We start from the raw sequence: 23,245 nt of genomic DNA, 5'->3' as shown, positions 1-23,245 counted from the left end.
GTCAGGAATGCTCCGGGGCGAGGGCGAGCAGGGCGTCGCGGGTACGGGCGAGGAACAGCGCCTTGTCTTCACCGTCTTCCAGTTGCAGCGGCGCGCCGAAGCTGGTGGTGCACAGCAGCGGCAGCGGCAAGACGCGGCCTTTGGGCATGACCCGGTTGAGGTTGGCGATCCACACCGGGATCAGTTCGGCCTGTGGGTAACTTTTCGCCAAGTGATACAAACCGCTCTTGAACGGCAGCAAGCCGTCCTCCAGATTGCGCGTGCCTTCGGGGAAGATGATCAGCGAATCGCCACCCTCCAGTGCGGCGAGCATCGGCTGCAAGGGGTTATCCACAGGATCCTTGCGCTCGCGATCAATCAGCACGCCGTTGAACACGCGGTTGATGATGTAGCGACGCAGCGCGCTTTTGTTCCAGTAATCGCTGCCGGCCACCGGGCGCGTGAATTTGCGCAGGTTTTGCGGCAGCGAGGCCCACAGCAGCACGAAGTCGCCGTGGCTGCTGTGGTTGGCGAAGTAGATGCGCTGCACCGGCACTGGCGCACAACCCAGCCACAGGCTGCGAGCACCGGTGACAGTGCGAGCCATGGAGGTTATCAGCGTGGCAACCACAGGTTCGAACATGGGGATTCCTTATCCGGCAAAAGGCAGCCAAGGGCTGGCGAGGATCACACCCAGGGTCAGCAGCGCTTGCGCACCGAGCAGCCAGGCTTGTTTGCGCAGCAGTTTGAGCGCACCGCGACGCCGTTCAGCCCAGGGCCGGCCGGCACGTTTGGGCGATTGCAGGCCGAGGGTCTGCAGGGCCTGGTCGAGGTCTGCGGTGCGCTCGATATCGCGTGCCAGCAGGGCAAACAGGTCGGCATCGAAGGCCACGCGTAGCGCCCAGTACTTTTGCAGCAGCCCGAGGATAATCATCCACAGGCTGAGCAGCAGGCAGATCGGCGTGATGCTCGGCATCAGCAATTGCGCCAGGCCAAATATTACGCCGGCCACGGTCAGGCCTGTGGATAACTGATCCAGCGCGCGACCACGGCGCAACAGGCTGGCAACCACTTGGAGTTCCATATCAGCAGGCATGGGGCAGACCCTCCAATGCTTCACGGTGAGCGGGGTGCAGGACAACGTCGGTCCGCGCTGAACGAATGATAGTCAGCGCATCCTCCACCGTTGCAGCGCGCCCGCTGTGCAACAGCCAGGCGGCCACGGCGGTGGCGCTGCGCGAGTAGCCAAGCGCGCAACACACCAGCAACGGGCCGCTTGCGCGCAAGCGTTCGATGGCCTCAGCCGCGTGCCGGCATTCGGCTGAAGTCGGCGCGATCAAATCCAGCACGGGGATACATTGATACGCTCGCGCTTGTGGATTAATCGGCAATTCGGCACAGAGATCGACGATAGCACTGAACGAATCCTGCTCTGTAGAGGTAGGAATCCGCCCAAGCCAAACGTTATCCACAATCAGGTCCGGCTGTGGATGCTGGCGTGTCCACCACCGCGAATTGACCCATGCGGCCGCCAGGTAAGGCGCATACAGCCAGCGCGCAGCGGGCGTCAGCCGGCCATCGGCGCGTTTCTGGAAGCCCGCCGCGCCCAGTACGAAATAGTTCGCCTTGACCAAGCCCAGTGAGACCGCCGGCCACAGTAGCCACAGCCACCCGCCGCCCAGGCTGAACGCCACGATGATCAGCGCCAGCGCGCCCAACCCGTAGCGCGCCCCCAGCCGCCAGCGCTTAGAATCCCGGGTTAACCGCGCGTTCAGCAGCGGGCTTGGGTGTTCCACCGGCCATAACCACACACATAGCCACCCGGCGAGGGCACCTGTGGGTAAGTCGACAAAGTGATGTTGGTAAGTGGTCAGTACCGAAATACCGATCAGCGCGAACCAGCCATGTACCAGCCATCGCCAGAAGCCTTGGGTGTGGCGTTGGAACATGACCCATACGATCACCAGCAACGCGATATGCAGCGACGGTGCCTGGTTGAACGGCTTATCGAAGCCCGCCAACACGGCGAACAGCCAGCCAAACACGCCATCCAGTTCCGGCCGTTCGAAAGTGAAACGCAGCGGCCAGATCAGGAAGCAGCTCACCGCAATCACCTGCGCGCTCAGCAGGCGCAGGGCATGTTGCTTGAGTTCGTGGCGGGTGTTGGGCAGCAGCAGGGAAAAACCGTAGAGCAGGTCAATGGACCAGTAGGGCACGATGGTCCACGCCCAGAACGGCATATGGGTTTCCCAGCCGAACACCAGCGTGCCCACGTCGCTGCGCTGGCTGGTGACCCAGGTGGCAAAGCCATAGGTGCTGAAGAACAGCGGCGCCAACAGCAGCAGCCATAAGACCGCGGGCTTTAATAAACCGGGTTCGCGCATGCTCAGATCTTCTGCGCCAGGGACACGGTGAAGATGCCCCACTCATCCACGCGTTGGGTGATTTTGCGAAAGCCCGCAGCTTCGACCAACTGATCCATTTCCGCCTGGCTGCGTCGGCGCATCACCCAGGCCTGGCCCTGGCGGTGGCTGGTGAGGGCGCGGGCGATCAGTTCCAGCTGCGGATGCCACGGTTGGCCGGTGTACACCAGGTAGCCCCCCGGTTCGACCGCTTCGGCCAGGCCGGCCAGCGAACCGCCGACCATGCCGTTGTCGGCAAACAGCTCATACAGCCCGGACACCACGGCCAACGTCGGCTTGGGCTCCAGTGCCGCCAAGTCCAGGCGGTCGAATGCATCGCCTTTGACGAACTGTGCGATGTCCCCCAGGCCTTTCTCACGAATCAACGCGCCGCCATCGCGCACGTTGATATCGCTGTAGTCACGCAACAGGATCGACTCCGGCAGCGGCGACACGCCCTGCAAGGCTTCCAGGATGTAACGCCCGTGGCCGGCGGCGATGTCGACGATACGCACTTCACGATCATCCGCGCGCAGCTTGGCCATGGCCAGGCGCAGCAGTTCTTCGACGTTCAGCTTGCGCTGGCGGATGCCGCGCCAGCCGATGGAGTTGAGGTAGTTGGTGTCGATCATCCGCCCCAGCCCACCTTTACCGGTGGGCGTGTTGCGGTACACGTAGTCGAGGGTACTGCCGGAGTCGAAACCGGTGTCGAAGCCCAGTTTCACGCCGTCCGACAGGTTCTTGCCCAGGCCCATGCTGGCGCGGGTCATGCGCCAGTACAGGTCGCGAAGGGAATTGCGCGGCAAGGGTGCTGCGAGGGATTCGGACTCGGCACAGGTGGCGCCCAGTTTGTCGGCGTCCAGCAGCGAGGCGCGGTCCAGCGGGTGTGCGAAATTCTGCAGGATAAAGCGCCGGGCGCTGCTCACGGCCACGGCGCGGTCGCGTTCGCCGAGGGTGTCGTGGAAGAACCCGGGAAGGATGTGCAGCTCTTTTTTCAGGCTGCCGAGGCGGTCGAAAAATTGCTGCTGGGGTTTGCGGTGCACCACGAAGTCTGAGCCGGAGACGAGCAATTGGGTCGGTACCTGGATCGCCTGGGCATCGGCCACCACCCGGTCGGCCGCTTCGTACAGGCCCAGCAGCACATTTACCGAAATCGCCTTGGTGATCAGCGGGTCGCTGTCGTAGGACGCCACACGCTCCGGGTCATGGCTGAGGAACTTGGCCTTGACGTAGCTATTGACGAAAAAGTTGCCGCGAAACTTGCGCATCAGCGCCAGGCCCGGGCGGGCGAAGGGCACGTACAGCTTGACCTTGAACGCCGGGGAGGCGAGCACCAGCGCACGGATCCGGGGGGCGTAATCGTGCACCCAGGTGGCCGCGATCACTGCGCCAACGCTTTGCGCGATCACCGCGAAGTTTTCTTCCTCGATGCCATACGTGGCGCCGATATGGTCGCAGAAGGTCTGCACGTCCCGGGCGCTGGTGGCGAAGCTGGGGCTGTCACCGCGCTCGCCGGGGGACTGGCCATGGCCGCGGGCGTCCCAGGCGAAGAAATCGAATTGCGGCAGGTTCAGTTCATCGACCAGGTGGGCGATGCGCCCCGAGTGCTCGTGGCCGCGATGGAACAGCACGATGGCTTGGCGGGGCTCGCCATCCGTTGAGGCGGTGGCCGGCCAGTGTCGATAGAAAAGCTCGACGCCATCATGGGTACTGAAGGTGTGCTGTTGCTGTTCGCGCATCGCAAAATCCTTATGCAGAAGGGGAAATGGAGTGTTCTTCTTTGAGGCCCTGACGCACCCGGTTGACCAGGGTGTAAGCGAGCAGGGCGGCGACCAGCCACATCACCGTGTCGACCCAACCGGCACCGAGCCAGCCCAGCGCTACGCCGGTGGCCAGCACGCCGAGTACAAACGCGCGGTCACTCTTGCCCATCGGCCCGTCGTAGCGTCGCGAAGCGCCGACCATGGGGCCGAGCACGCCGGCGTACTCGCTGAATACCGCGAGCAGTGCCACCAGCAGTACCGGCGCCAGGCTTACGCCGGGGATCAACGCAAACGGCAGGATCAGTGCACTGTCGGCGATCACGTCGCACAGTTCATTGAGGTAGGCGCCCAGGCGCGACTGCTGGCCGAATTCCCGGGCGAGCATGCCGTCGATGGCGTTGAGGGCCATGCGCAGGATCATCCACAGCGGGATCAGCGCAAACAGCCATAAATGCTGGGCGAAGCTGGCGATGAGCAGGCCCACCAGCAGCGAAACCACCCCGGCCAGCACGGTGATCTGGTTGGCGGTGGTGCCGTTGTCGTAGAGGCGCTGCACGAGAGGCCGCAGCAGATTTTGAAAACGCGGTTTGAGCTGATAGATCGAAATCATGGGGGGGTGACGCTTCCTTGTCCGTGGGCCCGCGAAAAGCTGGTTGGGAGTGTGCCGATTAAACGCAGCATGCACCAGTGATGGCTCGTGTTTATGGGGGGTTAATCACGATTTCGAACGCGCACGGGGACAAATGTGGGAGGGCGCTTGTGACGTATTCACAAACAAAAATTTCACGCCGCGTGTTATATCGTAACGAACTGTGTATGAGCGGGCGTTGAGTCGATGCAAGTGGATCTAGAAGCGGACGGCGCTTCGGTGGAAGGCCTGCCGCGTTTTCAGCAGGGGCTGTTCCATGCTCGTCGGTTGCGCCAGGCCGGTATCAGCCTCACGGTGCTGGCCGTCGGTGGTTGGGTGTTGGCGCTGTTTGTCGCGCTGTTCGCATCGTTGTCGATCTGGCCGGTGATGCTGATCAACTGTGCGTCGGCCTTGCTGGTGTTGGTGGCCGGGTTGCAATCGGCCTGGTGGGTGGCGGACTGGCGCGCCCAGGCCTTGGAAGAGCCGACCGTTGAGTTGATCCCCCAGCCGGCTGAAGACACCAGCGCTTATGCGCGCCTCGTCGGGCGCCTGGGCAGCGGCTTGCTGGCGCAGATCGGCACGCCGGTGTTGTGGCTCGCGGGTTGGTCGCTGCTGGCGCTGGTCAGCATTATCGAATTCTGGAACCTGGCGCTGCCGGCCGCGGTGGTCGGCCAGTCCGCCAGCATCGGCGCGGCGCTGGCGTTGGCACTCGCATTTGGTTTGCTGGTGTTTGAACGGCGCCTGGCCCAGGAAACCGCCGCGCAATGGCCGGAAGCTTCGCAACTGGCACAGTTAAGCCGTGTGGCGATCATTTGCCTGCTGGTCAGTGCGGTTTGCCTGTTGTTTGCCGGTGCCGAATCGGTGTGGCCGTTGCGCCTGGCCGTGCTGATCGGCCTGCTACCCGCGCTGGTGGCGGTGGAGTTTCTGCTCAGGGCCGCGTTGTCGCTGTTCAGCCCGCGCCAACCGCGCCTCGAACCGCGCCTGATGGCGCAGAGTTTTATCGCCGGGTTGCTGCGCTGGCCGCCTCAGCCGCTGCTGGCGTTGCAGCACGAATTGCATAACCGCTTCGGCATCGACCTGCGTCAGATCTGGGCCTTTACCTACATGCGCCGCGCCTTTCTGCCGGTACTGCTGGTGGTGCTGGCCGTGGGATGGGCGCTGACCGGCGTGCATGAAGTGCCTCTGCAAGGCCGTGGGATTTATGAGCGCTTCGGCAAACCGGTGCAGGTGTTCGGCCCCGGCCTGCATGCCGGCTTGCCATGGCCGCTGGGTCGCGTCATCCCGGTGGAAAACGGCGTGGTGCATGAGCTGGCCACCAGCGTCAGCGAAGCCGCCGCGCCTGAGCTGGCCGCCGCCGAAGGCCCTCCGCCCGCCATCGCCAACCGCTTGTGGGACGCCAGCCATGTGAATGACAAATCCCAGGTGATCGCCAGCAGCAGCGGCGACAAGCAGGGCTTCCAGATCGTCAATATGGACGTGCGTTTCGTCTACCGCATCGGCCTGACCGACCAGGCCGCGCTGGCCGCGACCTATCACAGCGCGAATGTGCCGAGCCTGATTCGCAGCACCGCCAGCCGCATCCTGGTCCACGATTTCGCCTCGCGCACCCTCGACGAATTGCTCGGTGAGCAGCGCACCCTCCTGGCCGACGAGATCGGCCGCGCCGTGCAGGCCGACCTGCAAAAACTCGACAGCGGCGTGGAAATCCTCGCCACTGTGGTGGAGGCCATCCACCCACCCGCCGGTGCCGCCAATGCCTACCACGGCGTGCAAGCCGCGCAAATCGGCGCCCAGGCGCTGATCGCCCGCGAACGCGGCGCCGCCAGTGAGCAAACCAACCAGGCGTTGCTGCAAGCCAGCACCGCCCGCGACCAGGCCGTGGCCACCGCGCGCGAAGTGAATGCCGGCGCCCAGGCGGCGAACCTGCGCTTTGCCGCCGAACAAAAAGCCTACGCCAGCGCGGGCCAGGCCTTCGTGCTGGAGCAATACCTTGGCCAACTGAGCCAAGGCCTGGCCCACGCCAAGCTGCTGATTCTGGATCACCGCCTGGGCGCCAACGGCGCACCGACGATCGATCTGCGTTCTTTTACCTTGCCGGCCGACCCCTCGGTGCCGCGTAAAGCCGTTCAATAAGGAGTCTGTCTGTTGAGCGCTCATTCTCACGATCACGGTCATCACCATCATCACGGCCATCATCATCATGGCGACGAACAGGCTGCCGGCCCCTTTCCGTGGCGGCGAATGGCCTGGGCGGTATTGCTGGTGCTGTTTGCGGTTGCGGCGGCCAGCCTGGTGCAGGTGCGTTCCGGCGAAGCCACGGTAATCACACGGTTCGGCAACCCCTCACGGGTGCTGCTGGAGCCGGGCCTGGGTTGGCGCTGGCCGGCGCCGTTCGAAGCGGCGATCCCGGTGGACCTGCGCCTGCGCACCACCTCCAGCGGTTTGCAGGACGTGGGCACCCGCGATGGCCTGCGCATCATCGTGCAGGCCTACGTGGCGTGGCAGGTACAAGGCGATGCCGACAATGTTCAGCGCTTTATGCGGGCTGTGCAGAACCAGCCGGATGAAGCGGCGCGGCAGATTCGCACGTTTGTCGGCTCGGCGCTGGAAACCACGGCGGCCAGCTTCGACCTGTCCAGCCTGATCAATACCGACGCCAGCGAGGTGCGCATTGCCGATTTCGAGGCGCAGTTGCGCCAGCAGATCGATCAACAACTGCTCACCACCTATGGCGTGCGCGTGGCGCAGGTCGGCATCGAACGCCTGACGTTGCCGTCGGTGACGCTCACCGCCACCGTCGACCGCATGCGGGCCGAGCGCGAGACCATCGCCACCGAACGCACCGCCGTGGGCAAGCGCGAAGCGGCGCAGATCCGCTCCGCCGCCGAGCGCGATGCGCGCATCGTGCAGGCCGACGCCACGGTGAAAGCCGCCGATATCGAAGCGCAATCGCGGGTCGAGGCGGCGCAGATCTACGGGCGGGCCTACGCCGGCAATCCGCAGTTGTATAACCTGCTGCGTTCGTTGGATACCTTGGGCACGGTGGTCACGCCGGGCACCAGAATTATCCTGCGCACCGACGCCGCGCCATTTCGCGCGCTGGTGGATGGGCCCAAGGACGTTCAGCCATGACCGAGCGTGACAGCCCGGACAGCCCGTGGATCCAGGCCGGACGCCTGACATTCATGGCGCTCTACGCGGTGACGGTATTGGCGGCGTTGGCCTGGGCGTTTTCCAATGTGCGCCAGATCGACCCGCAGAACCGTGCCGTGGTGCTGCACTTTGGCGCCCTGGACCGTATCCAGAACGCCGGGCTTTTGTTGGCCTGGCCGCAACCGTTCGAGCAGGTGGTGCTGTTGCCGGCGGCCGATCGTGTGATCGAGCGGCGGGTGGAGAACCTGCTGCGTTCCGATGCCGCCATCCAGGCCGACCGCGTGGCCAGTTTTGCGACGCCGTTGAGCGATGCCCTGGCCGGCTCCGGTTACCTGCTGACCGGCGATGCCGGGGTGGTGCAACTGGATGTACGGGTGTTCTACAAGGTCACGCAGCCGTATGCCTTTGTCTTGCAGGGCGACCACGTATTGCCGGCCCTGGACCGCTTGGTGACGCGCAGCGCCGTGGCCCTGACGGCGGCGCGCGACCTGGACACGATCCTGGTGGCGCGCCCCGAGTTGATCGGCACTGACAACGGCGCCGCCGAGCGCCGTGAGCGTCTGCGTGGTGACCTGGTGCAAGGCATCAATAAACGCGTGGCGCAACTCACCGCCAGCGGCTTGGGCCTGGGCATCGAAGTCACCCGCGTGGACGTGCAATCGAGTCTGCCGAGCCCGGCGGTGAATGCGTTCAATGCGGTGCTCACCGCCAGCCAGCAGGCTGACAAAGCGGTGGCCAACGCGCGTACCGACGCGGAAAAACTCACCCAGACCGCGACTCAGGCCGCCGACCGCCTGGTGCAGGTTGCCCATGCCCAGGCCAGCGAGCGCCTGGCCAATGCCCAGGCGCAAACCGCCACTGTCGCCAGCCTTGCCCAGGTCAAAGACCCTGGCTTGCTGTTGCGGCTGTACCGCGAGCGCCTGCCGAAGATTCTCGGGCAGGCCGGTTCTGTGACCACGGTCGACCCTAAAGACGACTCCCGCTTGATCATCCAGGGAGCCGAACAATGAGCGCACCCATGCTGACCTCCGCCGAGCAGCGCAGCGCCGCCCGGCAATTGACCCTGGCAATGTTGGCGCTGGGCCTGCTCCTACTGGGCCTGGCGTGGCGCTGGCTGGCGCCGGACCAGACGGGTGTCAGCCAGCTGCTGCTGGGCGTGGCGTCCTTGCTGGTGGCCGTGCCGGTGATGCGCTCGGCCTGGTTCAGCCTGCGGTTCCCCAGCCTGCATGGCATCACCGACCAACTGATCGCCCTGGCCATGCTCGGTGCCTGGGCCACGGGCGATCTGCTGACCGCTGCGTTGCTGCCGATCATCATGATCTTCGGCCATGTGCTGGAAGAGCGCAGCGTGATCGGCTCCCAGGAGGCGATCCATGCCCTGGGCAAACTGACCCGCAGCCACGCACGCTTGGTGCAGGCCGACGGCAGCATCGTCGAAGTGGACAACGGCACGCTGAACACCGGCGATATCGTCGAAGTGCGCGCCGGTGACCGCGTGCCGGCCGATGGCATGGTGCTGTCCGGCCAGGCGAGCCTGGACACGGCGCCGATCACCGGCGAGTCGGTGCCGTTGGAAGCCAGCGTGGGTGTGCAGGTGTTTGGCGGTGCGATCAACCTCGACGGGCTGCTGCGTTTGCAAGTGACGCGCACCGGCAATGAGTCGACCCTGGGCAAAGTCATTGCGCTGATGCAGAACGCCGAACGTTCCAAGCCGCCGATCACTCGGCTGCTGGAACGTTATGCGGGCAGCTATATGGTGTTGGTATTGCTGCTGGCGGCGGTGACCTGGTTTGTGACTAACGACGCCCAGGCGATGCTCGCCGTGCTGGTGGCGGCGTGCCCGTGTGCGTTGGTGTTGTCGGCACCGGCCACGGCGATTGCCGGGATTGCCGTGGCGGCGCGCCACGGGATCCTGATTCGCAGCTCGGCGTTCCTTGAAGAACTGGCTGATTTGACCTCGCTGGTGGTCGACAAGACCGGCACCCTGACCTTTGGCACCCTGCGTTTGCAGTCCATCGAAACCTCGTTCACCGATCGCCAGGCGCTGCTCAACCTGGCGGCCAGCCTGGGTTCGGCCAGCAGCCACCCGGTCAGCCGTGCGTTGGCCGGGCTGGCGGCTCAGGAATCCCTGCTGGCATTGACCGATATTCGCGAACGCCAGGGCCTCGGCGTGGTGGCGCAGACCGAGCGGGGCGAAGCGGCGCTGGGGCGGCCGGAGTTGTTCGAACAGTTGGGCATCGTCACCACCACGGTCCCAACCCATGACGGCCCGATTGCCGGGCTGGCGTTGAACGGGCAACTCCTTGCCTGGCTGTTGCTGGCCGACAGCGTCAAGCCGGAAGCGCGCCAGGCCCTGCAGGAGCTGCGCGACCTGGGCCTTGGCCGCCAATTGCTGCTGACGGGCGACCGTCAAAGCGTGGCCGACAGCCTGGCGCTGGACGTCGGCATCAGTGATGTCGAAGCCCAGGCGTTGCCCGAGGACAAGCTCAACCGCGTGCTGGGGGAAATCGCCAGCGGTTTCCGGCCAATGGTGGTGGGCGACGGCATCAACGATTCCCTGGCGCTCAAGGCCGGAGTGGTGGGGGTGGCGATGGGCGCGGGCGGTGCGGATATCGCCCTGGCGTCGGCGGATGTGGTGTTGATTGGCAGCGACCTGCGCCGACTGGGCACCTGCGTGCGCTTGAGCCGCCAGTGCCGGCATACGTTGCAGGTCAATGTGATCATCGGTTTGGGGTGGACGTTGGCGATCGTGGTGTTTGCCGCATTCGGCTGGTTGGGCGCGGCCGGTGCGATGATTGCGGCGGTGCTGCACAACCTTAGTACGTTGTTGGTGCTGGGGAATGCCGGGCGTTTGCTGCGCTTCCAAGAGCCTCTGTTGAAGCTCGACGAATAAATTCCAGAAATATTTGCACAGGGCTGTAACGCCGGATGGGGGCCTCACTCTAGTGGTGTGTCGAGACTGAACAATCCGTTCAGACCGACACCCCTACCGATCATGAGGAATACAACAATGAAGATTAAATCCGCTGCTGCTGGTGCTGCTCTCGCGATGGCCGCCGCTACGATGTTTGCCGGTGTTGCCACCCAAGTACAAGCAGCAGACGCGCAAGTGCATTGCTACGGCGTGACGTCGTGCAAAGGCATGAACGATTGCAAGACCGCTGAAAACGCCTGCAAAGGCCAGGCCGTCTGCAAGGGCCACGGCTTCAAGGCCATGACCAAGGCTGAGTGCGCCAAGGCGGGCGGCAAAGTCGGCGAATAACCGGCCAACGCGTGCAACCGCAGCGGAGCCCCCCACCGCTGCGGACACGTTTCTCAGGAGCGAGTCATGTCCGCTTGCCTTCCAAGTCTGGGTTACGGCCTGGGCTTACGCAATGAGTACTACCAGCAGATCCTTGAACAATCGCCGCCTGTGGATTGGTTCGAAGTGATCTCCGAGAATTATCTGGTGCAGGGCGGTAAGGCCCTGTACTTCCTGGACGCCATTGCCGAGCGCTACCCGCTGGTGATGCACGGGGTGTCCCTGTCCATCGGCGGGCCTCACGCCCTCGATATGAGTTATCTGAAGCAAATCAAACAGCTCGCCGAGCGTATCCAGCCGGCGTGGGTTTCCGACCACCTGTGCTGGAGCCGTGGCAGCGCGCACCAGTTGCATGACCTGCTGCCGCTGCCGTACACCGAAGAAAGCCTCTACCACGTGGCTGGCCGCGTTCGCCAGGTGCAGGATGTGTTGCAGCGCCCGCTGGTGCTGGAAAACGTCTCCAGTTATGTGCGCGCCAAGACGAATGAATTCACCGAGTGGGAATTTCTCAACGCGCTGTCTCACCTGTCCGGGTGCCAGTTGTTGCTGGACGTGAACAACGTGTATGTCAGCTCGCGCAATCATGGGTTCGACGCCTGGACGTTCATCCGCAATTTGCCGCCCCACAGCATTCGCCAATTGCACCTGGCGGGGCACATGGACTATGGCGACTACGTGGTCGATACCCATGACCATCCGGTGTGCGATCCGGTGTGGGCCCTGTATCAACAAACGCTGGAGCATCTGGGGCCGGTCTCGACGCTGCTGGAACGCGACGACCATTTCCCGCCCTTCGAAGAGCTGCTCAGCGAATTGAGCAAGGCCCGCGCACTGGGCGCCGGCGCCTTGGCCAGGAGGGCGTTATGCGCCTGATCGATTGGCAGTTGGCCTTTGAGCAGCATTTATTAGCGCAAACGCCTGAGGCCGACAGTGGCTTCGCCGCCACTTTGCTCGGTGGGCCGACGCTGGATGTGGACACGGGCCTGGCGATCTACCACAACGCCTACAGGGCGCGGTTGCAGGAGGTACTGCGCCATGACTTCAGCGCCATTTTCTATTGGCTGGGAGATGACGAGTTTGCCGCGCTGGCCGAGGCTTATGTGCGTCGCTATCCGTCGACCCATTACAGCCTGCGCTGGCTGGGTGAGCGGTTGCCGACGTTCATCCTCGAACATTTTGTGGCCGAGCAAAGCGCGCCGTTGGCGGAGCTGGCGCGGTTGGAGCGGGCCTTTACGCTGGCGTTCGATGCGCCACAGGGCGCGCCGCTGAACCTGGAGGATATGGCGGTGCTGCCGCCGCAAGCCTGGCCGGGTTTGCAGGTCGAGCTGACGCCTTCGGTGCAGACGCTGCTATGCCGTTTCAACACACTGGCGATCTGGCGAGCGAGTAAGGGTGAGTCGGATTTTCCCGACAGCCATGCCTTGGATTGCGTGCAGATCTGCTTGGTCTGGCGCCATCAGAACGTATGCAATTACCGTAGCCTGGAGCCCGCCGAATCGTGCGCCCTGGCAGGCATGGTGACGACCGGTTGGACCTTCGCAGAACTGTGCGAGCAACTGGCAGTCACTTATTCTGAGGGGGCGCCGTTGCAGGCTGTTACGTGGCTCAAACAATGGCTCCAGGAGGGGTTACTCCAACGCCGAGCTCCATAGAAGAAGGCTATTAAATCGATAGCCTCCTACTTTTTCTGGGGATGGTCTACCCTCTCAGCAGACGTCTGAAACAAGGGGGGACTACTCATGCTCGCGCAACTTCCACCGGCCTTACAGAATCTTCAGCTGCCGCTGCGTCTTCGACTCTGGGATGGCCATGAATTCAACTTGGGCCCCGAGCCCAGTGTCACCATCGTGGTGAAGGACCCCACGGTCGTCACGCAACTGACCCATCCGACGCTCGACACACTGGGCGAGGCCTTCGTCGAGGGCAAACTGGAGCTGGAAGGCTCCATCAGCGAGGTGATCCGGGTGTGTGACGAGTTGAGTCACGCCCTGGTCGAGGACGACGAAGACAGTCGTCCGGTTCGCTCGATCCACGACAAGGCCACTGACGCAGCGGCGATTTCCTATCACTACGACCTGTCCAACGAGTTCTACCAGCTGTGGCTGGACCAGGACATGGCGTACTCCTGCGGTTATTTCGAAACCGGCAGCGAATCCATCGACCAGGCGCAACAAGACAAATTTCGCCACCTGTGCCGCAAGTTGCGCTTGCAGCCGGGGGATTATTTGCTCGACGTCGGCTGTGGTTGGGGTGGGCTGGCGCGTTACGCGGCACGGGAATTCGGGGTAAAAGTATTTGGCATTACCCTGAGCAAAGAACAGTTGGCACTGGCCCGGGAGCGGGTGAAAGCCGAAGGCCTGGAAGACCAGGTCGAGCTGCAACTGCTCGACTACCGCGACCTGCCCCAGGACGGCCGCTTCGACAAAGTGGTGAGCGTGGGCATGTTCGAGCACGTCGGCCACGCCAACCTGGCGCAGTACTGCCAGACGTTATTTGGCGCGGTGCGCGAAGGCGGCCTGGTGATGAACCATGGCATTACCGCCAAGCATACCGATGGCCGCCCGGTGGGGCGTGGCGCTGGCGAGTTTATCGAGCGCTATGTGTTTCCCAATGGCGAACTGCCGCACCTGGCGATGATGACCGCCGAAATCAGCGAAGTGGGGCTGGAAGTGGTCGACGTCGAAAGCCTGCGCCTGCATTACGCGCGCACCCTGGACCATTGGAGCGAACGCCTGGAAGACAACCTGGAAGCGGCGGCGAAGATGGTGCCGGAGCAGGCGCTGCGTATCTGGCGCCTGTATTTGGCCGGCTGCGCCTATGCGTTTGCGCGGGGTTGGATCAACTTGCATCAGATCCTGGCGGTGAAACCGCATGCCGATGGCAGCCATGAACTGCCGTGGACACGGGAAGATATCTACCGGTAACTGAAGACCGGTGGAGATTTAAATGTGGGAGGGAGCAAGCCCCTCCCACATTTTCTACCGCATTGTTTGTTAGAGAATCGGTGAGATCAAGCGCGCCACCCGCATGCCCAGTTGCTGCAACCGCCGCGTCTCGCGGCTTTCTTCCTGGCTGACTTCATGGGCCTGGGCGAAGTCACCCAGCAGCATGTGCTCGACCTCCTTGGCGAAGGCTTCGTCGACGGTCAGCAGCATCACCTCGAAGTTAAGCCGGAACGAACGGTTGTCCATATTCGCGCTGCCGATGGCGCTGATTTCGCTGTCGACCAGCACGACTTTCTGATGTAGAAACCCTGGCGTGTAGCGGAACACCCGCACCCCGGCGCGCACGGCTTCGATCGCATAAAGGCTGGAGGCCGCGTACACGATGCGGTGGTCGGGCCGCGACGGCAGCAGCAGGCGCACATCGACGCCGCGCAGCACCGCCAGGCGCAGGGCGGCAAACACCGCCTCATCGGGGACGAAATACGGGCTGGTGATCCAGACGCGCTCGGTCGCGGCGTGGATGGCCTCGACAAAAAACAGCGAGCAGGTTTCATACGGGTCCGCCGGGCCGCTGGCGAGTAATTGGCAGAGCACCCCGTCTTCGGGGTAGGCGTCGGGCAATATCATCGGCGGCAGTTCCCGTGCGGCCCAGAACCAGTCTTCGGCAAACGACTCTTGCAGGCACGCCACCACCGGCCCGGTGACTTGCACATGCGTATCGCGCCACGGCGCCAGCGGCGGTTTTTTGCCCAGGTATTCATCGCCCACGTTATGCCCGCCGACAAACCCGGTGATGCCATCCACGACTACGATCTTGCGGTGGTTGCGGAAGTTGACCTGGAAGCGGTTGAGCCAGCCGCTGCGGGTGGCGAAGGCCTTGACCTTGACGCCCGCGTCGCGCAGCGATTGCACATACCGATGGGGCAGGGCATGGCTGCCGATGCGGTCGTACAGCACGTGAATCGCGACACCTTCGGCGGCTTTTGCCTTGAGCAGGACGTGCAACTGGCGGCCGAGCTCGTCGTCATGAATGATGAAAAACTGGAACAGCACCGCCGTTTTTGCAGCGCGAATCGCGTCGAAGATCGCGCTGAAAGTGGCGTCGCCATTCACCAGCAGGCGCACTTCATTGTTCGCCAGGCACGGCATGCGCCCCAGTTTGGGCATGGCGCGCAGCGAGGCGTAGGCGCTGGAGTTGCGTGCGGCCAGGGCTTCCTCGACCCAGGGGCGCCAGTTCAGCGCGGTGATGGCGGTGTGCATTTCCTGGTTGGCCTGGCGGCGCGCCTGGATATACGCGTCGAACGTACTGCGGCCGAAAATCAGGTAGGGGATCAGCGTGAGGTAGGGCATGAACATCAGTGACAAGGCCCAGGCGATCGAGCCTTGGGCGGTCCTGACGGTCAGCACCGCATGGATCGCGGCAAGGGTCCCGAGAAAGTGCAGCGTGGCGATGACGTAGGCGAGCAGGTGCGGGCCAAAGAAATCCATGGACGACGTTACTCCAGACAATCCAGTGCCCTAACAGACCATGTTCGGCCTTGAATGTCGCTATTTTATTTGCCATGCAACACTGGCACGTTTGCAGCGTCTAACGCCCACAATTACCCAGGAGTTACCCGATGAATGCTCGTCTGCTTGGTTTAGCCATGGTTGTTGGTTTGTCGCTGCCGGTGGCAGCACAGGCGCAGATGCTGGCGCCGGGCTTGTGGGAATTGACCACCAGCAATATGAAGGTCGATAACCAGGACCTGCCGGACTTGTCCCTGATCCTCGGTCAGCTCAAGCAACAGATGACCCCCGAACAGCGCGCCATGCTGGAGAAACAGGGCATCACCATGGCCGGCAAAGGCGTGCAGGTGTGCCTCACCCCCGCCCAGGTTGCCTCCGACTCGATCCCCCTGACCGACCCGCAATCGGGCTGCAAGCAAGAAGTGACCGACAAGACCGGCAACCAGTGGAAATTTCGCTTCAGTTGCCCGAAAGCCCAGGGCACCGGCGTCGCCACTTTCCAAAGCCAGAAGGAATTCACCACCACCGTCAACGGCACCTTCAATGCCACCGGTATTCAGCAAAAGGGCAGCCTGGATACCCACGCCCAGTGGCTTGGCAACAATTGCGGGACGGTCAAGCCTCGCGCCTAACGTTCAAAAAGCAACGGTAAGCCCTGACAACTGTTGACCACCTGGCCGCTGTGCCACGCCAGGTGGCCGGACACCAAGGTAGTGCTGACGCTGTGGCGAAAACGGCGTTCGGCGAACGGGGTCCAGCCGCAGCGGGCCAGGATCGGTTCTTCGCGGACCGGCTTGCCTTCTGGTTCGGGTTTGATCAGCACGAGGTCGGCCCAGTAGCCTTCGCGCAGGTAGCCACGGTCGGGGATGCCGAACAGGTCGGCAACCCGGTGACTGGTTTTAGCGACCAGTGTGGTCAGCGGTAGAACGCTGTCCGCCACCAACTCCAATAACGCCGGCAGCGCATGTTGCACCAGTGGCAGCCCCGACGGTGCTTCGCGATACTCCAACTGCTTTTGCGCCCAGGTATGTGGCGCATGGTCTGTGCCAATCACATCCAGACGATCACTCAATAAAGCCAGGCGCAGCGCGTCGCGGTCGGCGCGTGTCTTGATCGCCGGGTTGCATTTGATCTGGTGGCCCAGCCGTGCATAGTCGCGGTCATCGAACAGCAGGTGGTGCAGGCAGACTTCGGCGGTGATGCGTTTTTGCGCCAGGGGCTTGTCTTCAAACAGCGCCAGCTCGCGGGCGCTGGTCAGGTGCAACACATGCAGGCGGGTGCCGTGACGCGTCGCCAATTCCACCGCGTGGGACGAGGAGCGATAGCACGCCTCGGCATCGCGGATCAGCGGGTGCGCGACGGCGGGAATGTGATTGCCGAAACGTTCGCGCAGGCGCCGCTCGTTGGCCTGGATACTGGGTGTGTGTTCGCAGTGGGCCAGCAAAAGGGTCGGCACTTCTGCGAACAGCCGCTCAAGGATTCGCGGATCGTCCACCAGCATGTTGCCGGTGGAAGCACCCATGAACACCTTGACCCCGGCTACCTCACGCGGATCGAGGGCGGCAACCGTGTCGAGGTTGTCATTGCTTACACCGAAGTGAAAGCCGTAGTTGGCCACCGAATGCAGCGCCGCACGGCGCTTTTTGTCGGCCAGGGCTTGCAGGTCAAGCGTCGCCGGTTGGGTGTTGGGCATGTCCATGAAGCTGGTGATGCCACCGGCCACGGCCGCCCGGGATTCACTGTAAACGCTGCCCTTGTCCGGCGCGCCAGGGTCACGAAAATGCACCTGGTCATCGATCATCCCGGGCAGCAGCCATTGGCCGGCGGCATCAATGGCAAGGGGGGCGTTACAACCCTCGATGCTGCCGGCGATTTTCTCGATGCGGCCGTTGGCGACCAGTACGTCGGCGTCGAATATCCGGCCTTCATTCACCAGGCGAGCGTTGCGGATCAGCAGGCGGCTCATGGTTCAGAACTCGTTTTGCAAGGCTTTGTAACCGCGCACCAGGTCAACGTTGGTGCGCGCCACGTCTTCGGAAAACTCCGAGGCGCTGACGCTCACCGGCGGGAACTGCGACAGGTCAGTGTTGGGCCCGATACGGGTGGTGGACGGCACATAGAACGCATCCGGCAAATCCCGGCCATCGACCACCGAGTTGTGGCGTACCACGCAACCGTCACCCACGACGCAGTTGAACAGCACGCTGTTGAAGCCGATAAATACGCGGTCACCGACGCTGCACGGCCCATGGACAATAGAGCGGTGGGCGATCGAGGTGAATTCGCCGATGGTCACTGCCGCGCCGGACTTGGAGTGGATGACCACCCCGTCCTGGATATTGGAGTTGGCCCCGATGGTGATCGGGTCCATGGCGCCACTGGCGTCGACTTCATCGGCGCGGATCACGGCGTAAGGGCCGACGAACACGTTCTCGCCGATGATCACTTTGCCGCAGATGATGGCGGTCTTGTCGACGTAGGCCGATTCGGCAATCACCGGCAGATCGCCGGAAGGGTTCTTGCGGATCATGGCTTGCCCAACGCAGCGCACAGGGTGTTGAGGTTGTATTCGAACAGACCGGTAAAGGTGCTGGCCGGGCCTTCTGCGGCGAGGGCATCGGAGTACAGCGTGCCGCCGATCTGCGCGCCGCTTTCATCGGCGATCTGTTTGAGCAGGCGTGAATCCTTGATGTTCTCCATGAAAACCGCCTTGACCTTGTCCTTGCGGATCTGGGTGATCAGCGCCGCCACTTCGGCGGCCGACGGTTCACGCTCGGTGGACAAGCCCTGCGGCGCCAGGAACTGAATGCCATAGGCCTGGCCCAGGTAGCCGAAGGCATCATGGGAGGTGACGATGCGGCGATTGCCCGGCGGCAGCGCGCCGAACTTGGTCTTGGCTTCGGCCAGCAGGCGGTAGATTTCTTTCAGGTAGGTTTGGCTGTTGCGCTGGTAGTCGGCGGTGTTGGCCGGGTCGGCGGCGATCAGTGCCTTGGTGATGTTGTTCACATAAATTTCGGCGTTGGCCAGGTTATGCCAGGCGTGCGGATCGGGAATGGTTTCACCGTCTTCGTCCATGGTGTGGGAGACCACGCCTTTACTGGCGGTGACCACCGTGGCCTTGGTTTCGGTGCTGGTCACCAGGCGGTCCAGCCAGGGTTCAAAGCCCAGGCCGTTCTTGATGATCAGCTTGGCCCTGAGCAGCGCCTTGGCGTCGTCCGGCGTCGGCTCGTAGGTATGGGCGTCGGCGTCGGGGCCGACCATGTTGCTGATCTGGATGTGATCGCCACCAATCTGATGGGTGATGTCATCGAGAATACTGAAGCTGGTGACCACTTGGAGTTTGTCGGCGGCCTGGGCCATCGACAGCGGCAGCAGCAGACTGAACAGCACGAGTAGAGCGCGCATCGGGAAACACCTCATTGGGATGACAGCAAAGGCGGGCGGCGCAGCAAACCGTGCACCGGACCGAAGACCACGGACAGCAAATACCCGGCACCCGCCACCAGCACAATCGCCGGGCCGCTGGGCAACGAGTAGTAAAACGACAGCAACAGACCAAGCCACACCGACAGGCATCCCAGCACCGCCGATACCGCGATCAGTACCGGCAGGCGCCGGCTCCAGAAACGTGAAGCGATGGCCGGCAACATCATCAAACCCACCACCATCAAGGCGCCGATGGCCTGGAAACCGATCACCAGGTTCAGCACCACCAGGGTCAGAAACAGCCCGTGGGCCAGCGGGCCCAGGCGGCTGACGGTTTGCAGGAACAGCGGGTCGAGGGTGTCCAGCAGCAACGGTTTGTAGATCAGCCCCATGGCGATCAGGCTGAACCCGGAGACCCAGAGCATGCCGGTGAGGGTGGTTTCGTCCACCGCCAGGGCCGAGCCGAACAGCAGGTGCAGGAGGTCCAGGCGTTTGCCGGCGATGCCGAGGATCAGCACGCCGGCGGCGAGGGAGATGGGATAGATGGCGGCGAGGCTGGCGTCTTCACGCAGACCGGTGCGGCGGGTGATCCAGGCCGACAAACCGGCCATGCCCAGGCCGGCGCCGAGGCCGCCGATGGTCAGCGCGGGCAGGCTGAGGCCGGCGAACCAGAAGCCCAGGGCCGCGCCGGGCAGGATACCGTGGGCCACCGCGTCGCCGATCAGGCTCATGCGGCGCAGGATCAGGAATACGCCCAGCGGTGCGGTGCTGCACGCCAGCACCAGCCCGCCGAGCAGGGCGCGGCGCATGAATACGAAATCAGCAAAGGGCATCCACAGGTGGGCAGCGAAGTGCATCAGGCCACCTGCATCTGGGGCTGTGGGCGGATCAGCTCTTTGCTGGGGCCGACGAGGCAGCCGCTGCTTTTGATCTGCACGACCTGCTGGGTATGCTGGCGGACTGAAGCCAAATCGTGGCAAACCACGACCACTGTGCGGCCTTCGGCGTGCCAGGCATGGATATGTCTCCAGCACAGCGCCTGGCCGTCTTCATCGAGGGCGGCGTGGGGCTCGTCGAGCAGCAACACCGGCGAATCGGCCAGGCTCATGCGGGCGAGCAGGGCGCGTTGCAGTTGCCCGCCGGACAAGGCCATCAAGGGCCTTTGCTCCAGACCGCTGAGGCACCAGTCTTCCAGTACTGCGTGCAGGCGTTGGCTGCGTTGCTGTGGGGCGAGTTGGGTGCCCCAGAAACCAGCGGCCACCAGTTCTTGCAGATTGATGGGGAATTGACGGTCGAGGTGCTGCTGCTGCGGCAAGAACGCCAGGCCACCGCGGCGTGGAACCTCCACGCTGACTTTCCCCGCCAGCGGTTTTTGCAGTCCGGCGATGACTTTGAGCAGGCTGCTTTTGCCGCAGCCGTTGGGGCCTATCACCCCGGTGAGGCTGCCTCTTTCCAGAGTGAAGTCCACAGCGGGCGTAAGCGGTTGGCCGGGGGCGCCCCAGCGCAAAGCGGTGCAGGTGATCATGCAGGGTTTCTCGTCCAGCGGCTTTCAGCCACGGCATCGTGCGCGTGCAGGCTTTCGGCGTGGATCACTTTCAGGTGGAAGGCTTTGACGGCATCCGAGCGCTTCAAGGCGAGGTTCAGGCGGCGGGCGGCGTCTTCGCAGAACATCAGGTTCTGCCCATTGGCCAGGGCGAAAGCTTGTTCGTCCGCGCGCTTTACAGCGGTTTGCACGGCGGTGCCGAGTGCAGCTTCGGCGGCGTCGATCAGTTCAGTCAGTGCCAGATGATCGCCTTGCAGGTGCACATGCAGTTGCGCGCTGCTGCGCTGGCTGTGGGGCGTGGCGACGATACCGTTGGCGCTGCCGAGCCAGGTCAGTACATCTTCATGGTGCAACGGCGTGTTGGCGAAATCGTCGAGAAATTGCTGCTGAATCAACTGCCTGGCAAGGGCGGCGGAGCAGGGGCAAGTGGATGAATAAGTCACGTCAATTTTTTGTTCCACGTGGAACATCTGGTTTTCCAGACGCGCTTCGATGCTGATCGGATAGCGCTTCCAACCGGCCAAAGGGCTGACCAGCGCTGGGCGCTTGAGCAGTAAATTCGTATGAAGACGCAGGTAGGCGTTCTTAGATAAATCTTCATGACTCTCAAGAAAACGCTGCAGTACATTGCGCAGAAGTGCGGGCGTGAGAGGTTGCTCGTCGAACATCTCCAGCGCCAGGTACAGACGTGACATATGAATGCCACGGGCGGTGCCATCGTCCAGGCTGACGCCGGCATCGGCGGTGGCGGTCAGACGCTGACCGTCGATCAGGATCGGTAGGGCGATACCGCACATGCCCACCCAATCGAGTGGCAAGGCTTGGCGTGAAGCCTGCGCGGCGATATCCGGCAGAGTCAGCGCATTCATAAGCAGGTCCATCGTTGGAAATAATTAGACATGTTATAGTATAACAATAGAGCCGACGATGAATTTTCTGCACCGGTCTTTTTTCAGTCATGTCGAGTACGGACGCTCCTTTTATTTGCGGTATTTGTCATGCACAGACGTCAGCTCCTTAACCTGCTCCTGGTCAGCCCGCTCTTCACCTTGCCGTTCGCGGCGAATGCCACGCAGATTCGCAACGCGCGCCTATGGCGCTCGGACGACAAGCTGCGGCTGGTCTTCGATCTGAGTGGCCCGGTGCAATACAAGACCTTTTCCCTGACTGCGCCGGAACGCCTGATCATTGATCTGAGCGGCGCGGGGCTCAGCGGTGACTTTTCTCAGCTGGAGTTGAAGAACAGCGGCATCACCTCGATTCGCTCGGGGCATTTTGGTTCGAACGACACGCGTATCGTGCTCGACCTGGCCGCGCCGATGCAGCTCAACAGTTTTGTACTGCCGCCCCAGGACGGGCAGGGGCATCGCCTGGTGCTCGATCTCACCAGCGCTACCCAGGCGCCTCGTCAGATTGCGCATGAGCCCAGTCCATTGGTGGACAAGGCCCATCCCAAGCGCGACATCATCGTGGTGGTCGACCCCGGCCACGGCGGCAAAGACCCGGGCGCGATCGGCTCCAAGGGCCAGCGCGAAAAAGACGTGGTGTTGTCGATCGCCCAGTTGCTGGCCAAACGCTTGAAGCGCGAGAAGGGGTTTGACGTGAAGCTGGTGCGCAACGACGACTTCTTCGTGCCGCTGCGCAAGCGTGTGGACATCGCCCGCCAGCACAAGGCCGATATGTTCATCTCGGTGCATGCCGACGCGGCGCCACGGCTCACGGCCTCGGGCGCCTCGGTGTATGCGTTGTCCGAGGGCGGCGCCACGTCGGCCACGGCACGCTTTATGGCCCAGCGCGAAAACGGCGCTGACCTGCTCGGCGCTACCACGCTGCTCAACCTCAAAGATAAGGACCCGATGCTGGCCGGGGTGATTCTGGACATGTCGATGAACGCCACCATCGCCTCCAGCCTGCAACTGGGCAGCTCGGTGCTGGGTAGCCTGCAAGGCATCACCAGCCTGCATCAAAAGCGTGTGGAGCAGGCCGGGTTCGCCGTGCTCAAGTCACCGGATGTACCGTCGATCCTGGTGGAGACCGGCTTTATCTCCAATGCCCGCGATGCCCAGCGCCTGGTAACGGCACGCCATCAACAAGCGGTGGCGGATGGCCTGTTCGAAGGGTTGAAAAACTACTTCCAGAAGAACCCGCCGATGAACAGCTACATGGCCTGGGTCCAGGAGCAGAAGGGCGTCCAGGCTTAACAGCCGGTGATACGGCTGCAGGTGAACTTGGCGCTGGCACCGCCTGAGCTGGAAAACCGGTTGATGGTGGTCCAGCCCACGCGCCGCGTATAGCCGACCCACGCCTCACCGTCCGAAGCCAACCCGGTAAAGAACGTCAGCTGCCCATAGCGGCTATTGGTTTGTGCCCAGTAGCGTTTGCCGACGACCTCGAAACCGCGCAAGTACGTGGTGTTGCCTGCGGTCGCCACGCTGTAGGCATTGCCCAGCGGATCCTTACAGGCCAACAGATTGGCGCTGCGCGTGCAGTTGGCCAGCAGGCTTGGTGCTTGGGCGCAGACAGGTCCCGCCGCTGTGATTAAGAGGGCGCACACCAGGTATTTCATAAGGTTCCTCGGGGCGGGGAAGGGTTCAAG

Annotated in this window: 23 protein-coding genes; 10 read left to right on the top strand and 13 right to left on the bottom strand. The window is 63.1% G+C overall.

What is annotated here, in order from left to right; translation table 11 throughout:
• Window position 1: 1 nt before the first annotated feature.
• Genes V6M90_RS05980 through V6M90_RS05960 form a run of 5 tightly spaced genes read right to left on the bottom strand, consistent with a single transcriptional unit; the run spans window position 2 to window position 4,754 of the window.
• Window positions 2-622: a lysophospholipid acyltransferase family protein gene (locus V6M90_RS05980; protein ID WP_332846202.1), complete on the bottom strand. Its 621-nt coding sequence runs from the start codon at window positions 620-622 to the stop codon at window positions 2-4.
• A gap of 9 nt (window positions 623-631) precedes the next feature.
• Window positions 632-1,075, bottom strand: a complete 444-nt coding sequence (locus V6M90_RS05975; protein ID WP_003177041.1) for a hypothetical protein — start codon at window positions 1,073-1,075, stop codon at window positions 632-634.
• On the bottom strand, window positions 1,065-2,363 hold the full coding sequence (locus tag V6M90_RS05970) for a phosphatase PAP2/dual specificity phosphatase family protein (RefSeq protein ID WP_003177040.1): 1,299 nt from the start codon (window positions 2,361-2,363) through the stop codon (window positions 1,065-1,067). Before V6M90_RS05970 ends, V6M90_RS05975 begins: the two co-directional genes overlap by 11 nt.
• Window positions 2,364-2,365: 2 nt before the next feature.
• A complete protein-coding gene (locus V6M90_RS05965) occupies window positions 2,366-4,120 on the bottom strand; it encodes a bifunctional alpha/beta hydrolase/class I SAM-dependent methyltransferase (protein WP_078826652.1) in 1,755 nt (584 codons plus the stop codon).
• A gap of 10 nt (window positions 4,121-4,130) precedes the next feature.
• Window positions 4,131-4,754 (bottom strand): CDP-alcohol phosphatidyltransferase family protein, encoded by a 624-nt coding sequence (locus V6M90_RS05960; RefSeq protein ID WP_003177038.1) that lies wholly within the window; start codon window positions 4,752-4,754, stop codon window positions 4,131-4,133.
• Between the two features lie 225 nt (window positions 4,755-4,979).
• On the opposite strand from V6M90_RS05960, the gene hflK (V6M90_RS05955) reads away from it, so the two are divergent.
• The 8 genes from hflK (V6M90_RS05955) (at window position 4,980) to cfaB (ending at window position 14,150) form a co-directional block, all read left to right on the top strand.
• Window positions 4,980-6,905 carry a protease modulator HflK gene (hflK, locus tag V6M90_RS05955; protein WP_332846201.1) on the top strand — a complete coding sequence of 642 codons (1,926 nt, stop codon included), beginning with the start codon at window positions 4,980-4,982 and terminating at the stop codon, window positions 6,903-6,905.
• A 9-nt stretch (window positions 6,906-6,914) separates the two neighbouring features.
• Window positions 6,915-7,904: a protease modulator HflC gene (hflC, locus tag V6M90_RS05950; protein ID WP_181408562.1), complete on the top strand. Its 990-nt coding sequence runs from the start codon at window positions 6,915-6,917 to the stop codon at window positions 7,902-7,904.
• Window positions 7,901-8,935 (top strand): protease modulator HflK, encoded by a 1,035-nt coding sequence (gene hflK / locus V6M90_RS05945; RefSeq protein WP_332846200.1) that lies wholly within the window; start codon window positions 7,901-7,903, stop codon window positions 8,933-8,935. Before hflC ends, hflK (V6M90_RS05945) begins: the two co-directional genes overlap by 4 nt.
• Window positions 8,932-10,818, top strand: a complete 1,887-nt coding sequence (locus V6M90_RS05940) for a cation-translocating P-type ATPase (protein WP_332846199.1) — start codon at window positions 8,932-8,934, stop codon at window positions 10,816-10,818. The genes hflK (V6M90_RS05945) and V6M90_RS05940 overlap by 4 nt, the downstream gene beginning before the upstream one ends.
• Before the next feature lie 117 nt (window positions 10,819-10,935).
• Complete coding sequence (gene bufA2, locus V6M90_RS05935) at window positions 10,936-11,187, top strand: BufA2 family periplasmic bufferin-type metallophore (protein ID WP_003177033.1); 252 nt, start codon at window positions 10,936-10,938, stop codon at window positions 11,185-11,187.
• Between the two features lie 66 nt (window positions 11,188-11,253).
• Window positions 11,254-12,099, top strand: coding sequence for an MNIO family bufferin maturase (gene bufB / locus V6M90_RS05930; RefSeq protein ID WP_003177032.1), 846 nt, complete (start codon window positions 11,254-11,256; stop codon window positions 12,097-12,099).
• The gene (locus V6M90_RS05925) at window positions 12,090-12,878 is read left to right on the top strand and encodes a DNA-binding domain-containing protein (RefSeq protein ID WP_332846198.1); all 789 of its coding nucleotides are present in this window, start codon (window positions 12,090-12,092) and stop codon (window positions 12,876-12,878) included. The genes bufB and V6M90_RS05925 overlap by 10 nt, the downstream gene beginning before the upstream one ends.
• 87 nt (window positions 12,879-12,965) lie before the next feature.
• On the top strand, window positions 12,966-14,150 hold the full coding sequence (cfaB, locus tag V6M90_RS05920) for a C17 cyclopropane fatty acid synthase CfaB (RefSeq protein WP_078826644.1): 1,185 nt from the start codon (window positions 12,966-12,968) through the stop codon (window positions 14,148-14,150).
• A 69-nt stretch (window positions 14,151-14,219) separates the two neighbouring features.
• Here cfaB and cls read toward each other — a convergent pair whose 3' ends face one another.
• Entirely contained in the window at window positions 14,220-15,659 is a 1,440-nt protein-coding gene (gene cls / locus V6M90_RS05915) for a cardiolipin synthase (RefSeq protein ID WP_305428124.1), read from the bottom strand.
• Between the two features lie 131 nt (window positions 15,660-15,790).
• On the opposite strand from cls, the gene V6M90_RS05910 reads away from it, so the two are divergent.
• A complete protein-coding gene (locus tag V6M90_RS05910) occupies window positions 15,791-16,312 on the top strand; it encodes a DUF3617 domain-containing protein (RefSeq protein ID WP_078826642.1) in 522 nt (173 codons plus the stop codon).
• Here the strand turns inward: V6M90_RS05910 and V6M90_RS05905 are convergent.
• From V6M90_RS05905 to folE2, 6 genes are read right to left on the bottom strand one after another with little or no spacing between them, the layout of a single operon-like run.
• On the bottom strand, window positions 16,309-17,646 hold the full coding sequence (locus tag V6M90_RS05905) for a dihydroorotase (protein ID WP_078826641.1): 1,338 nt from the start codon (window positions 17,644-17,646) through the stop codon (window positions 16,309-16,311). The genes V6M90_RS05910 and V6M90_RS05905 overlap by 4 nt on opposite strands.
• Window positions 17,647-17,649: 3 nt before the next feature.
• Window positions 17,650-18,210, bottom strand: coding sequence for a gamma carbonic anhydrase family protein (locus V6M90_RS05900; protein ID WP_003177026.1), 561 nt, complete (start codon window positions 18,208-18,210; stop codon window positions 17,650-17,652).
• The gene (locus V6M90_RS05895) at window positions 18,207-19,085 is read right to left on the bottom strand and encodes a metal ABC transporter substrate-binding protein (protein WP_332846197.1); all 879 of its coding nucleotides are present in this window, start codon (window positions 19,083-19,085) and stop codon (window positions 18,207-18,209) included. The genes V6M90_RS05900 and V6M90_RS05895 overlap by 4 nt, the downstream gene beginning before the upstream one ends.
• Window positions 19,086-19,096: 11 nt before the next feature.
• Window positions 19,097-19,963, bottom strand: a complete 867-nt coding sequence (locus V6M90_RS05890; RefSeq protein WP_003177024.1) for a metal ABC transporter permease — start codon at window positions 19,961-19,963, stop codon at window positions 19,097-19,099.
• The gene (locus tag V6M90_RS05885; RefSeq protein WP_141062823.1) at window positions 19,963-20,631 is read right to left on the bottom strand and encodes a metal ABC transporter ATP-binding protein; all 669 of its coding nucleotides are present in this window, start codon (window positions 20,629-20,631) and stop codon (window positions 19,963-19,965) included. The genes V6M90_RS05890 and V6M90_RS05885 overlap by 1 nt, the downstream gene beginning before the upstream one ends.
• On the bottom strand, window positions 20,628-21,518 hold the full coding sequence (gene folE2, locus V6M90_RS05880) for a GTP cyclohydrolase FolE2 (RefSeq protein WP_078735298.1): 891 nt from the start codon (window positions 21,516-21,518) through the stop codon (window positions 20,628-20,630). Before folE2 ends, V6M90_RS05885 begins: the two co-directional genes overlap by 4 nt.
• A 129-nt stretch (window positions 21,519-21,647) precedes the next feature.
• Here folE2 and V6M90_RS05875 point away from each other — a divergent pair, with 129 nt between their 5' ends.
• Window positions 21,648-22,850, top strand: coding sequence for an N-acetylmuramoyl-L-alanine amidase (locus V6M90_RS05875; protein ID WP_003177021.1), 1,203 nt, complete (start codon window positions 21,648-21,650; stop codon window positions 22,848-22,850).
• Here the strand turns inward: V6M90_RS05875 and V6M90_RS05870 are convergent.
• Window positions 22,847-23,215 (bottom strand): hypothetical protein, encoded by a 369-nt coding sequence (locus V6M90_RS05870; protein ID WP_003177020.1) that lies wholly within the window; start codon window positions 23,213-23,215, stop codon window positions 22,847-22,849. The genes V6M90_RS05875 and V6M90_RS05870 overlap by 4 nt on opposite strands.
• Between the last annotated feature and the right edge of the window lie 30 nt (window positions 23,216-23,245).

It is taken from the genome of Pseudomonas lactucae (assembly GCF_036688725.1).
Lineage (GTDB): Bacteria > Pseudomonadota > Gammaproteobacteria > Pseudomonadales > Pseudomonadaceae > Aquipseudomonas > Aquipseudomonas lactucae.
Note: the sequence above shows the minus strand (reverse complement) of the source record. Positions and strands in the feature narration are given on the sequence as shown.